The following is a 13,467-nucleotide window of genomic DNA, read 5'->3' as shown; positions in this document are numbered from 1 at the left end:
GACAGAAGATGCCAGAATCGGCTGGCAGCGCACGACACCGTTAACGCACAGACATTAGCATCGTTTTTAAAAATCATAGTTTCCTAAGAGGGGCTTCCCAAAAGTCATGCATGTGGCTGGGGGAAAGCCCTTTCTTTTTTGCCGAAAAATGTTCCTGCTTCTTCCAATTCGCGAGAGGACGATTTACAATTAGGAAGAGGAGTTGATTCTAAATGGATTCAAAAAATGTGCAGCTTGTCTTGGACGCCAAAGCCATTTTGGGAGAAGGTCCATGCTGGAACGAGGAACAGAAAGCGCTGTATTGGGTTGATATTGTGGGTGAAAAATTTTGCAGGTTTTACCCGGAGACAGGTCAAAATGAATCCTTCCTTATCGGGGAATACGTAGGCGCAGTCGTTTGTGCCGGGAAGGATGAAGTGGTGCTCGCGACACAATCCGGTTTTCAATCCTTTCATATGGGGCAGCGTACGCTGACGCCTCTCGCCGATCCTGAAGCACATTTGCCAGCAAATCGATTTAACGATGGGAAATGTGACGGACAAGGCCGATTTTGGGCGGGAACGATGGAAATTATCGAAAAAGAGGCTGCGGGCTCCCTCTATGTGCTTGAAACAAACTATAGTTATCGCAAAGTTTACGAGGGAGTCGGAGTATCCAATGGGATTGCCTGGAGCCTTGACGAGAAAGAGATGTACTATATTGATTCAATGAAAAAGCTGGTGCTGGCCTTCGATTTCGATGCTGAAAAAGGAGAGATCAGCCGCCCCAGGATCTTGATCGATTTTGCCGGCGAACAAGGGTTTCCGGACGGCATGACGATCGATGAGGAAGGCATGCTGTGGATCGCCCACTGGGATGGTTGGCAGGTGTCGCGCTGGGATCCCCGGAGCGGCATCAAGCTGGAGAGCATTGCGGTTCCCGCAGCGAAAGCAACTTCCTGTGTGTTTGGCGGGGAGGGGCTAGACACCCTGTATATTACGACGGCCCGGAAAGGGCTGGAGACGGATCAAGCGGGGGAACAGCCGCATGCCGGGGGCATTTTTGCCGTAAAGCCCGGTGTTAAAGGGACGAAGACGCATGCATTCGGAGCGTCCTATACGACGAAGAAGAAGGAGTAGTTTCATGTTATTTGAGCCTAATCAACTCACGATTCAGTATATTGGACAAGTTGGCGTTATTTTGCGCAAAAATGACATGGCCATCGCGATCGATCCGTATTTGACAACTTCTGTCGACCAGCTTTCCGGATTCCCGGATGGGTTCTGGGCGAGACGGTACGCGCCGCCGATGCAGCCCGAGACATTGACGGATTTGGACCTTGTTCTATGTACGCACGATCATATGGACCATATGGATCCGGGTACGCTGCGCGCCATTGCGGAGGCATCTCCGGACTGCCGGTTCGGTGCTCCTAAAGTTTGCCTGCCAGCGCTGGAGGCACTGGGCATTGCTCCGGACCGGCTGCAGGCTCTTGGCGTTCATGAGCCGTGGCAGTTCGCTGAGGGGCTGCGTGTTCACCCGATTCCGGCTTGGCATGAAGCGCGCGTTCAGGATGAAGAGGGCTGGGATCATTACTTAGGCTACGTGTTGCAATGGGACGGCCTATGCCTCTATCATGCGGGCGATACGCTTCTGACGGAGGGATTGGTTGAAGCGCTGTCGGGCTTCTCCGTCGATGTTGGCTTTCTGCCGATTAACGGGCGGGATATGTTCCGCAACAGACTTGGCGTCGTTGGCAATATGAATGCGATGGAAGCAGCCGATCTGGCAGCTTATCTCCGGTTTGATACGGTGGTGCCCGTTCACTTTGATCTGTATCCGAATAACAGCGAAGGTATATCGCCGTTTGTGGACCGGCTGTATCAGAAGCATCCGGGACAGAAGTTTCATATCTTTCAGCCGGGCGAGATATTGTTGTACAGGAAAGCCTAATAGGGAGTTGCAAGACCATTCGACACGAGCGCCCTATGAAAATAAGCTATTAGGACTATTGTAATTAAGCACATCTTCATCTAACGAATTCACATGCGATGTGATATGCTGATGAGGCTGGTACTTACACAAACAGCTGCTAACATGACCATTATGAATGGAGTGTTGTTCAGATGAAAATGTACCAATCCGTTGACTTTATCCAGCAGGCTGAGAAGATCGCGCTTTACAAGCTTCATCAACAGGGGAATGAACCGGAGCACACGCACAACTTTATCGAGTTGGTCTATATTTGGCAGGGAGCCGGCTATCATCAAGTGAACGGGAAGTCGTTTGCCGTACAGCGCGGGGACTTTTTGTTTATGAATGTCGGGGACCGGCACGCTTTTGAGATTCAGAAGGATATGCAGTATATGAATATTTTGTTCGATCCTGAGTTTCTGAGCAATCATCTTCAATCTACTGAAACCGCTTCCGAGTTTCTCCCGCTCAAGTTGTTTCAGGAATTCAAGGACTCGCTTGCCAATCCTTCGCCGCATATCACATTCAGAGGAAAAAGCATGATTGAGGTCGAGCAGCTGCTCGAAACGATGTATGCGGAGTACAGCGCGAAAAAGAGCGGCTATCTGGCCATGCTTCACGGCTACGCGACGCTTTTGCTGACGCGGATGTTCCGATCGATGCAAGAAAACTTGCATAACTCGGAATTGCGCACGGCCTATCACATGCTGCCTCAGTTGTTGTCCTATATCGAGGAGCATTATGCGGGCCATATTACGCTGAACGACTTAGCGCGAGAAAGTTTTTATTCCCCGTACTATTTGAGCAAAATGTTCAAAGAGTGCCTGGGGTTCACCTTCACGGAATACGTACACGATGTCAGGCTGCGGGAAGCGAAGCGAATGCTGCTGGAAACGAAGGATTCTGTCGAATCCATTGGGCGCAGTGTCGGTTATGAGGACAAGACGCAGTTTTTCCGGCTGTTTAAGCAATCCTTGGGCATGACGCCCCAGCAGCTTAGAAAGCAGATGTGAAGATGAGCTTGGGGAGTAGATGTGAGTAAAATGAATTGGCACCGTGGAGGCACGGTTCTTGGATGGACAGCCTGCTCCGTTTCTGGAGCGGGCTTTTTGAGTTAACTGCGGTGGGGCGGGTATGAGAGGACCCGATTTACAGCCCAAATTATTCGTTTCGCTGGTATTCATCCAATGAACCCGCCCCGAGTAGCCTTTCGCACTTGCCCGAACCCCGTTCCAGCACCATTCCGCACTAGTCCAACCCCTCCGCCCCCAGCATCACTTCGCACTCCTCAAGCCTCCCGCACGCACCACACACATAAGCCCTCAACACTTTGCCAAAAAACCAAAAGTCACCCCCCAGCGGTTTGTGACTTTGTGGGACTTTCTTTGCGTTTGCTTGACGCACTCTGTGAGTCAGGCATTCCCGCTTTAAACGGCCTGCGTTTCGGGACAGCGGACATCTTATTTTCATGGCCGCAAACGATGTCGAGCGCCTCTTGGTAGCGATTACATTTTGTGCGTGAGCAGCCGATTCGGTCTTATCTTGTCGGATCTTAACGATGAGTAGTGAGTTTAGTGAACATATTGAATTTTCAGATAATTAGGTTGATAATTGCGTGCATTCTCCATAAGAATGAGGATGAGTCCACAAACTCAAAAACATTTTAGGAAATCGGAGGGTTGCACATGAAGTCAAGGAGGAAGTCGATTATTTTACTCCTGGTTTCAGCACTCATGTTGACGCTTGTTCTTGGGGGGTGTCAAGATAGCCCGGCATCGACAACACCAGCGCCAACGGCTGCTGCCGCAGAAGCAACGAAAGCGCCGGAAGCAACGAAAGCACCTGACGGTGGCGGCGGACAGCCTGCGCAATTGACGGAATTTAAGGATTCTCCGTTTTTAGCGTCAAAGGGGCTGCCGCCTGTGAAAGATCGCTTGCCAAGCGATTATAAATTCACGAATGAAATTCCGGAGAGTCAAATGAAGTATGAAATCGGCACGTACGGCGGTGTTTTGAGAACGGTTACATCTGCGCCGAACTGGGATGCTGACGTTTTCGTTATGAGCAATGAACCGCTGTTGAACACGCCTGGTATTTTGGGTGACACGATCACAGGCAACGTTCTGAAAGACTACAAAGTCAGCGATGATCAAAAAACGTTCACCTTCTCGATGCGCAAAGGCTTGAAATGGTCCGACGGCCAGCCGGTTACAACGGAAGACGTCCGGTTTACGGTGGAGGATATTTTGAATGACCCTGAGCTGACGCCGATCTTCCCGGTTTGGCTGCGTGGCGGCGGGGAGGCCGATGCGGCTCCAATGAAGCTGGAAGTTATCGACGATCTGAACTTTAAGCTGATCTTTGACCGTCCGTACGGAGGCATCTTGATCCGCTTCGCGATTCAAGGCTGGCGCGGGTATACGGAGCTTATTCGTCCGGCGCACTACCTCAAACAGTTCCACAAAAAATATACGCCGAAGGAAAAACTTGAGCCTTTGATTAAGGAAGCGGGCTTCCAGCCTGGCGAATGGTTTAATCTTTTCAACGATAAAGATATCACGAACTGGGAACTTGCGAATAAGAAAGCTGTCGGTTTCCCTGTGCTTTATCCATGGATGATGACCAAATCGACGGAAACGCTAACGACGTATGAACGAAACCCTTATTACTTCAAGGTAGATACTGCGGGCAATCAATTGCCTTATATCGACACGATTCAAAGTACGCTCGTACAGGATATTGAGATGGTTGGTTTGAAAACAATTTCGGGTGAAGTCGACTTCTCCAGGGAGTCGGCAGCTCTGATCAAAATGCCGCTTTACCGGGAAAATGAGAAAAACGGCTACAAAGCACTGCTGGCCAACATGCACGTAACGCCAACCGATATTTTCTTAAATCAAACGTTCAACGATCCGAACTGGCAAAAAGTCGTTCAGGATGTACGCTTCCGCAAGGCGCTCAATCTGGCGCTGAACCGCAAAGAGATCATCGACACGATCTATTATGGCTTTGCGAAGCCGGGCAGCATTGAAGATCCGACCTACGATCCGGCACAAGCGAACAAACTGCTCGATGAGATGGGCCTCACCAAAGGGGGGGATGGCAAACGTCTCGGACCGGATGGCAAAGTGTTTACCATTCCGTTCGAAGTCGGAGCGCAAGCGCCGGATATCGTACCGTTAACGCAATTGATCGTAGAGATGTGGAAGCAGCTCGGTCTGAACGTCACGATGAAAACGATCGATCAGACGCTTTGGACGACGCGCAATACGAACAATGAGATTCAAGCTACGATGATTTGGACGCATACTCCGCTATGGTATATGGGAGATTGGGGCACACAATACTGGGGCGCTCAATGGGATCTCTGGCGCACTTCAGGCGGTAAGAACGGCAAAGAGCCGCCTGCAGACGTGAAGAATCTGTACAAAATGATCAACGACGCCGCAGCAGCCAATCCGGAAGACGCGAAGAAGAAAGTGGCTGAAATTAAACAAGTGATGATGGACCAAGTGTATTACTTCATTCCGATTTCGGAAGTGAAGCAGCCTCTGATCGTCAATGCGAAACTGCACAACATCCCGAATGACACGAGCTTCGCGATCGGCGCGAACTTCAGCGGCGAGCAGTTCTTCTTTGGAAAATAGGCGGACAGGAGCGGGCAAGAGCCCGGAGGGCGGCAGGCCGTTTAATCCGGGCTCCACGCTTCGTTCAGAGGCAGGGCACATTTTTGGAAGGAGGAATCACATGCTGAATTACATCTCTTACCGGCTTTTGCAGCTGATCCCGCTGCTTATCGCGATCAGTATTATCGTGTTTGTCATTATTCAGCTTCCACCCGGTGACTTTCTGACACAGTATGTTGCGACATTAAAGCAGTCGGGAACAGCGGTTTCGGAAAGTACGATTATTAACCTTCAGCAGCTCTACGGGTTAGATAAGTCGTTGATTGTTCAATACATCATTTGGATCAAAAATATTATCCTTCACGGTGACTTGGGCCGTTCCTTTCAATGGAATCAGCCTGTGACCGAAGTCATTGGTCCACGACTGGCGCTGACAGTTATCATATCGCTCATTTGCCTGATCTTTGTGTGGCTGATCGCGATTCCAATCGGAATCTATTCTGCTACCCATCAATATTCGGCACTTGACTATGTGTTTACGTTTATAGGTTTTATCGGTCTGGCAATGCCGGGATTTCTCATTGCTTTGATCATTGTGTATGTCATTTTTGCGCAGACAGGCGTTTCGATTACAGGGTTATTCTCAGCCCAATATGTGGATGCCCCTTGGAGTATGGACAAAATAATGAATATGCTGCCAAGGCTTATTATTCCTGTCGTGGTCATCGGGATGTCCGGAACGGCATCGCTTATTCGTATTACACGGGGGATGCTGCTGGATGAGTTGTCGAAGCAGTACGTGATCACCGCAAGAGCCAAGGGCGTGCCGGAAGGCAAGCTGCTGTTCAAATACCCTGTGCGTTTGGCGATCAACCCGCTGATTTCGACGATCGGCTGGACGCTGCCGGCACTGATTTCAGGGGAAGCGATCGTCTCGATCGTACTTAACCTGCAGACCACAGGTCCGATGCTTCTCAAAGCTTTGATGTTTCAGGACGTGTACTTAACGGGAAGCTTCTTGTTGATTCTTAGCGTCATGACGGTTATCGGGACGCTGCTGTCGGATATTTTGCTTGCGTTTGTTGACCCGAGAATACGCTTCGGGGGTGTTGCAGAATGAGTGCCATGACGACGATTGCGAATCGGTTGCGAAGGACCAAGGTGAAGAACCGAAACCGGGTCGGAGCCGACAATTCCTACGAGGTCGCTTCCCAGTGGCAGCTGATGTGGTGGAAATTCATCAAGCACAAAATGGCGGTTTTCTCTGCGGCCGTGCTGATCTTGTTTTATCTGGTCGCTGTTTTCTGTGAGTTTCTGGCGCCTACGCTGCAGGATGCAAGGTATTCCGACTATAAGAATGCCGCTCCGCAAAAAATTCATTTCGTCGATCCGAACAAAGGCTTCCAGCTCAGGCCGTTCGTCTACGGAATGAGCGAGAAGGTCGATCCGAATACGTTTAAACGCACTTTCTCCGAGGACCCGGCAAAAAAGTATGAGATTTATTTCTTCACCAAAGGCGAGCCGTATAAGCTGTGGGGGTTAATCCCGATGGAACGCCACTTGTTCGGACTGAAAAATCCGAAAGACGCGCTCATCCTGATGGGGACGGATAAGCTGGGGCACGATCTGCTGTCCAGAATTATTTACGGCGCCCGGATCTCGCTTTCGTTCGGACTTCTGGGCATTATCGTGACGCTCATTTTGGGTTTAGCGCTGGGCGGGATATCCGGCTACTTGGGCGGTGTGACAGACACCATCATTCAGCGAACGATAGATTTGCTCATTTGCATTCCGACCATTCCACTTTGGATGGCGCTAACGGCGGCGTTACCGAGGAATTGGTCAGCGCTGCAAACGTATTTTGGATTGATTCTAATCTTCTCCATCATTGGCTGGACAGGACTTGCCCGTGTCGTACGCGGGAAAATTTTGTCCCTCCGCGAGGAGGATTTCACTATGGCGGCCAGACTTGCCGGAGCGAGCGATTTCCGCATCATTCGCAAGCATCTGCTGCCATCCTTCGCCAGTTACATTATCGTGAATGTAACCCTTTCGATTCCCGGCACGATTCTTGGCGAAACGGCATTAAGCTTCCTCGGGATCGGACTCCAAGCGCCTGTTGTGAGCTGGGGCGTGCTGCTGCAGGATGCGCAAAACCTGGAAACGCTAGCCCATCATCCCTGGCTGCTGTGGCCGGCGGCATTCATTATTGCGACGGTGTTAATGTTTAATTTCCTTGGAGACGGACTGCGCGATGCGGCAGATCCTTACAAGTAGGAGGTGGCGTGAATGGCAAACAGGGATAACGTTATTTTGGAAATGAAGGATGTCAAAGTTCACTTCCATTTGGATGAAGGGGTGCTAAAGGCCGTAGACGGCGTCGATCTGCAAATCAAACGCGGCATGACGCTCGGCATTGTCGGCGAAAGCGGCTGCGGCAAAAGCGTTACCTCGCAAGCGATGCTGCGCATCGTGCCCAAGCCGGGCGAAGTGGAGGGCGAAATTAGCCTGCAGCGAAGCGGTGCCGGGCGCAATGAACCGGTGGATCTGGTCAAGCTGGATCCGCGAGGGAAGGAAATTCGGGATATCCGGGGCGGCGAGATTGCGATGATTTTTCAGGAGCCCATGAAGGCGTTTTCCCCCATTCATACCGTCGGCAATCAAATTATGGAAGCGATTTTGCTCCATGTGACGGAAGATAAAAAGGAAGCTTACCGGCTGGCGGTGGATATTTTGCGCAAGGTAGGCATGTCCAATCCCGAGCAGCGGCTCAGCGAATATCCGCACCAGCTTTCGGGAGGCATGCGGCAGCGGGCCATGATCGCGATGGCGCTGTCCTGCAATCCCTCGATTCTTATCGCGGATGAGCCGACGACCGCCTTGGATGTTACGGTCCAAGCGCAAGTGCTTCAGCTGATTAACGATCTAAAGGCCAATCATGATACGTCCGTTATTTTTATTACGCATGATCTTGGCGTTATTGCGGAAATGTCGGATGAAGTAGCGGTTATGTATCTTGGGAAAGTAGTTGAGTATACGGATGTCGACTCCTTATTTCATAATCCGAAGCATCCGTACACAAAGGCGCTGCTGAATTCGATTCCGGCCATCGGGCGGGAGAGCAAAAGGTTGGAGTCGATCGAAGGGACCGTTCCGTTTCCGATGAATTTGCCGAAGGGCTGCGGCTTCTATTCCCGCTGCAAACTGGCGATCGATGGCGTTTGCAACATAGCGGACGTTCCGCTCGTCGAAGTCAGCAAAGATCATAAAGTTCGCTGCTTGCTGGTACAAACGGAGTTTAAAGAAGCCGAGGTGGTCTCATGAGTGTGCAAACGGACGAACTCATTCTCGATGTCCGCTATATGCGGAAATATTTCCCGATCAAAAAGGGGTTCCTGCAAAAAAACGTCGGCTACGTCAAAGCGGTTGACGATGTCCGGTTTCATATCCGCCCCGGCGAAACGTTCGGCCTTGTCGGCGAATCCGGCTGCGGCAAAACGACACTCGGACGCTGCATTCTTCGCGCGATCGAACCGACGGCAGGATCGGTGCTTTTCCGGGACCGGCAAGGTCAAATGCAAGAAGTGCTGCAGCTTGATCCTAAGGGATTGCGATCCATACGGCGCGACATGCAGCTGATTTTTCAAGATCCGTACTCCTCCCTCAATCCCCGGATGACGGTGCTCAACATCATTGCCGAGCCGCTCGTCTGCAACGGCATGGCGCACGGCGCAGAGCTGAAAGAGCGCGTCGCCGAACTCATGGAGATGGTCGGCCTGAACAGCCGCCATCTGGAGCGATATCCGCACGCTTTCAGCGGAGGGCAGCGGCAGCGGATCGGCATTGCCCGGGCTTTGGCGACGAATCCCAAGTTCATCGTTTGCGATGAAGCCGTATCGGCTTTGGACGTGTCCGTGCAGGCGCAAATTATTAATCTGCTGCAGGATTTGCAGGAGAAATTGAACTTGTCCTACCTGTTTATTTCTCATGATCTTGGCGTGATCCAGCATATATCTAACCGAGTCGGCGTTATGTATGTCGGCAAAATGGTGGAAACTGCGGCAACGCAGGATGTGTTCGCTTCACCTAAGCATCCGTACACGGAGGCGCTGCTCTCTGCGAAGCCTGTGCCCGATCCGCGCAAGAAGTCGAACCGCATTATTTTGCAAGGGGAAGTCGCGAACCCGGCGAATCCGCCATCCGGCTGCTATTTTCATCCGAGATGCGCGTATGCCAAAGAGATTTGCAAAAAGCAGGCTCCTGAGCTGAAGCAGGTGGGGGACGGACATTTCGCAGCATGCCATTTTGCCGGGGAGCTTGACCTAAGGGGGGCAGCGTCGGTATGACGTATATTTTACTCACTCTTCTTGCGTTCTTCGTCGGTCTTAGCCTAATTATGCTCGGTTCGTTATGGTATATGAGAGTGCTGCTTGAGAAAATGGTCGGAGGCAAGCTGCGTGACTTGGAAACCGTTACAGCGACAGGCGCGATCCCCGAAACATGGTCGGCCAAGTACAACTGCCGCATGATTCAGCATCAGAAGCTGGGCAATATTCAGCAAGTGAACCGGATTGAACGAAGGGCGCGAAAGTTTTATTTGAACAAAATCGGTAAGCTTACAGCCTTTGTCAAGAGATCGACCTTGGTGGAAAACGAAGAAGCGCGAAAAGCCACGCTGCGCATCCTGCAAAGAGTAGAAGGGGAATGGAGGGACGCAGGCACGTATGGATCCTTTTCTTGAAATGAAACAGCGAGATCCGTCGGCAGGGTATAAATCCGTAGGAATAACCGTGATCACCTCTGCGCTCGGTATTATCAATTGGTTCGAGCTGCGCAGTCTGCTGCTTGTTTTGCTAGCCTTTTTTGACGTCAAACGCGACGCCTGGCAAGGAATTGATAATTTTTCGTTTCTGCTCATGGGTGTGGCATGGCTCGCTTACGTCTTTTACTGCCAATATGTTTTGAAAAAGAAGGCGGAGGCCGGACGGGTGCTGCAAGCTTCGGCTATGCTGCTGGCGATACAACTGGGGCTTTTATTTGTATGCAATTTCCTTTCGCATGTTTTGATCAAGGTGCCTTTTGAACCGCATATGCTGCTTTTTTTAATCGTTGAAGGCGCTTTAACTCTCTTGTTAGGCTGGTTTGCTATACATGCGGCTCGCAGGCGGGCCTTGCGATAATTTTCAGGTAAAGGTGGGTTAGTCCGTATGGATATTGGTGTCGTTTCACGCAGCTTTCCGCAGTTATCGAACGAAGAGGTGGCAGCGCTGCTGGCTGAGCATGGGTTCAGGTGGACAGAGCTGTGCTTCTCGCAAACGGATTCCAACTATTGGCGCTATAATGGACGGAGCGATCTCAGCGATTTAACGGATAAAAGAAGCCAAGAAATCGTAGACACCTACCGCAAGCACGGCATCGAAGTCGCCTCGATTGGCGTGTTTACGAATTTATTGGAACCCGATGAACGGGAAATGGAGGAAAATTTGCGATATTTTGAACGGCATATGCAGATTGCTGCGGGTACCGGTGTGCCGGTCGTTGCGACAGAGTGCGGATTTATTCCGACAAAACGGGGAATTCAAGCCGATTCGTACGAGCGGGATTTCGACCGGCTGAAGCAGCAGATTGGCTGGCTTGGCGAGCGTGCGGGACATTACGGCATTAAGCTGGCGCTTGAGCCCTGCGTGCTGGATGTTGTGCCGAGTGCAAAGCGGACGGCTGATTTGTTGGCGCAGGTGGGGTCGCCGCACGTCCAAGTGCTGCTGGATCCGGCGAATTTAATTGCGAATAATTCGGAAGAGGAGATGTTCCGGTATTTAGCGCCGCATCTGGCTTACTTTCACGGGAAAGACCGCAAAGTGAATGACACCTACGGCCGATGTGTCGGGGACGGGGATATCGACTGGGTGAAGCTGCTGAATTTGTATCATGAGCAAGCCGAGGGGGTACCTTTCATCTTGGAATATGTCAATATCCACAATTTCTGCGAAATTCGCGACCGGGTGATCGCGTTTGACCAAGCCCGCTAATTGTACCTATCAGTCGAAACGGAAATCTGAGGCTCAGGGAGGTGTTTGATGATGCTGGTCGCGGAAAGGGTTCAGCACATTCTACGGCTGGTTAACGAGCGGGGAAGCATGCGCGTCACCGAACTCAGCCAAATATGCCGGGTAACCGAAGAAACGATCCGCCGGGACTTGGACCGCCTGGAAAGCGAAGGACGACTGCTGCGCAGCTATGGCGGAGCGATCCGCCTGCAGCCGCAAACGTCCGAAACGTCATACGAGCTTCGGGAAACGGTGCATGTGACGGAAAAGCAGCGTATTTCGGCCCAAGCTGTTAATTATGTGGAGCCGCACGATCGCATCGTCCTCGATGCAAGCTCCACGACATGGCATTTGGCGGCACAGCTGCCCGATATTCCTCTCACCGTCATCACCAACTCCTTGAAGGTTGCTTTGGTTCTCAGCGAGAAAAAGAATGTCAGCGTCATCAGCACAGGGGGCATCCTTGTGCCCAATTCACTTTCCTTCGTAGGGCCGCTGACGGAGCAGGCTTTGGAGGAGTATCATGTAAATAAAGCGTTCGTTTCCTGCAAAGGCGTACATATGGAACGGGGCATCAGCGAGTCGAATGAAATGCAAGCACGGGTGAAACGGAAAATGATCGGCATGGCGGAGCAGGTATTTGTCCTTGCGGATTACAGTAAATTCGATATGCAGGCCTTTACGATGATCGGCGCCTGGAACCAGATTCATTATTTGATTACCGATGAACAAACGCCTGTCGATCATGTTCAGCTGCTGCAGCGCAAGTTTATCCATGTCATTCAAGTATAGAACGGTCCTGAAATGGCGCAATCCCCTTGTAAGATGGCTGAAACCGCAATGAAAACATGAGTTGCAAGCCTTATGATGAAGACAGAAGCAGAGAAAGGATTTGTACATATGGTAAATCTACTGAGACAGAGTCAATTTATGAAAGACAAACAAATTCCGTTTTGGATGAACCGCTGCTTTCATAATGAGAACAATATCCCGACAGCACATTCGCACGATTTTATCGAGCTGGTTTATGTTGTCAGCGGCCAAGCGGAGCATTTGTTTGAAGGGGAATCTTACCGGATTCAAGCGGGCGATGTCTTTATTATCAATCCCGGGGAAGTTCATACGTATCGTGCGAAGCCTGGGGAAGGCATCGAAATTATAAACTGCCTGTTTACGCCGGAGCTTATTCATGAATCTCTGCTGAAGGAATTGGGCGTGTCACAGTCCATGGATTACTATTATGTGCATCCTTTTTTAAATCCCAGGGAACGCTTCCATCACAGATTGAATCTGATGGGGCAGGCAGCCAATATGGTGCTAACTTTGTTTGAAACGATGATTACAGAATGGGAGCATCACCGGGAGGGCTATTTAACGATCATCAAGCTGCAACTGCTGCAACTGCTTATTCTGTTGTCTCGCTGCTACGCGGATTCCGAAACCACGGAAAAGAAGAGCTCACGCTCTGCGAATCACACGATACTTGTTCGCCGGATCACCGGATTTCTGGAGCGCCATTTTGATAAAAAAATGACCATCTCCGACTTGTGCGAGCTGTTTAATTTGAGCAGCAGGCAGCTAAACCGGGTGTTTAAGCAGGAAACCAATCAGACCGTTACGGAGCGGATTCATGAGATCCGGATTGACCGGGCGAAGCAGTATTTGGCAGAAAGCGATGAGAAAGTGATTCATGTTGCACAGCGTGTAGGCTACGAGGACCCGGCTTTTTTCACGCAGTTGTTTCGGCGCAAGGTCGGCTGCTCGCCTGGGCAGTACCGTGAATTACACGGGGAGGTTCCTGACGGCGCGCAAGAAGTTCATTAGAAAACGGGAGGAATGGC

13 protein-coding genes are annotated in these 13,467 nt (G+C 51.0%); all 13 read left to right on the top strand.

Features of this window, described 5'->3' with window-relative positions; genetic code table 11:
• Positions 1-212: 212 nt before the first annotated feature.
• The 13 genes from AC3WRW_RS01730 to AC3WRW_RS01670 all read left to right on the top strand — a co-directional run bounded on the left by AC3WRW_RS01730 (position 213) and on the right by AC3WRW_RS01670 (position 13,450).
• Positions 213-1,118, top strand: coding sequence for an SMP-30/gluconolactonase/LRE family protein (locus tag AC3WRW_RS01730; protein WP_492544389.1), 906 nt, complete (start codon positions 213-215; stop codon positions 1,116-1,118).
• A gap of 4 nt (positions 1,119-1,122) precedes the next feature.
• Positions 1,123-1,932 (top strand): MBL fold metallo-hydrolase, encoded by an 810-nt coding sequence (locus AC3WRW_RS01725; protein ID WP_492544387.1) that lies wholly within the window; start codon positions 1,123-1,125, stop codon positions 1,930-1,932.
• 173 nt (positions 1,933-2,105) lie between these two features.
• On the top strand, positions 2,106-2,966 hold the full coding sequence (locus tag AC3WRW_RS01720) for an AraC family transcriptional regulator (protein ID WP_492544385.1): 861 nt from the start codon (positions 2,106-2,108) through the stop codon (positions 2,964-2,966).
• Positions 2,967-3,638: 672 nt separating this feature from the next.
• Positions 3,639-5,600, top strand: coding sequence for an ABC transporter substrate-binding protein (locus tag AC3WRW_RS01715; RefSeq protein ID WP_492544383.1), 1,962 nt, complete (start codon positions 3,639-3,641; stop codon positions 5,598-5,600).
• A 100-nt stretch (positions 5,601-5,700) separates the two neighbouring features.
• Positions 5,701-6,699 carry an ABC transporter permease gene (locus AC3WRW_RS01710; RefSeq protein WP_171687411.1) on the top strand — a complete coding sequence of 333 codons (999 nt, stop codon included), beginning with the start codon at positions 5,701-5,703 and terminating at the stop codon, positions 6,697-6,699.
• Positions 6,696-7,856 (top strand): ABC transporter permease, encoded by a 1,161-nt coding sequence (locus tag AC3WRW_RS01705; RefSeq protein WP_492544381.1) that lies wholly within the window; start codon positions 6,696-6,698, stop codon positions 7,854-7,856. The genes AC3WRW_RS01710 and AC3WRW_RS01705 overlap by 4 nt, the downstream gene beginning before the upstream one ends.
• A 12-nt stretch (positions 7,857-7,868) precedes the next feature.
• Positions 7,869-8,903, top strand: coding sequence for an ABC transporter ATP-binding protein (locus AC3WRW_RS01700; RefSeq protein ID WP_492544379.1), 1,035 nt, complete (start codon positions 7,869-7,871; stop codon positions 8,901-8,903).
• Positions 8,900-9,925, top strand: coding sequence for an ABC transporter ATP-binding protein (locus AC3WRW_RS01695; RefSeq protein ID WP_492544377.1), 1,026 nt, complete (start codon positions 8,900-8,902; stop codon positions 9,923-9,925). Before AC3WRW_RS01700 ends, AC3WRW_RS01695 begins: the two co-directional genes overlap by 4 nt.
• The gene (locus tag AC3WRW_RS01690; protein ID WP_492544375.1) at positions 9,922-10,320 is read left to right on the top strand and encodes a hypothetical protein; all 399 of its coding nucleotides are present in this window, start codon (positions 9,922-9,924) and stop codon (positions 10,318-10,320) included. The genes AC3WRW_RS01695 and AC3WRW_RS01690 overlap by 4 nt, the downstream gene beginning before the upstream one ends.
• A 1-nt stretch (position 10,321) precedes the next feature.
• Positions 10,322-10,759, top strand: a complete 438-nt coding sequence (locus AC3WRW_RS01685) for a hypothetical protein (RefSeq protein ID WP_492544374.1) — start codon at positions 10,322-10,324, stop codon at positions 10,757-10,759.
• Positions 10,760-10,786: 27 nt separating this feature from the next.
• Positions 10,787-11,608: a sugar phosphate isomerase/epimerase family protein gene (locus AC3WRW_RS01680; protein ID WP_492544372.1), complete on the top strand. Its 822-nt coding sequence runs from the start codon at positions 10,787-10,789 to the stop codon at positions 11,606-11,608.
• A 51-nt stretch (positions 11,609-11,659) separates the two neighbouring features.
• A complete protein-coding gene (locus AC3WRW_RS01675; RefSeq protein ID WP_492544686.1) occupies positions 11,660-12,418 on the top strand; it encodes a DeoR/GlpR family DNA-binding transcription regulator in 759 nt (252 codons plus the stop codon).
• A gap of 72 nt (positions 12,419-12,490) precedes the next feature.
• Positions 12,491-13,450: an AraC family transcriptional regulator gene (locus tag AC3WRW_RS01670; RefSeq protein WP_492544370.1), complete on the top strand. Its 960-nt coding sequence runs from the start codon at positions 12,491-12,493 to the stop codon at positions 13,448-13,450.
• Positions 13,451-13,467: the final 17 nt, after the last annotated feature.

The organism is Paenibacillus sp. FW126-R14, from assembly GCF_058789495.1.
Note: the sequence above shows the minus strand (reverse complement) of the source record. Positions and strands in the feature narration are given on the sequence as shown.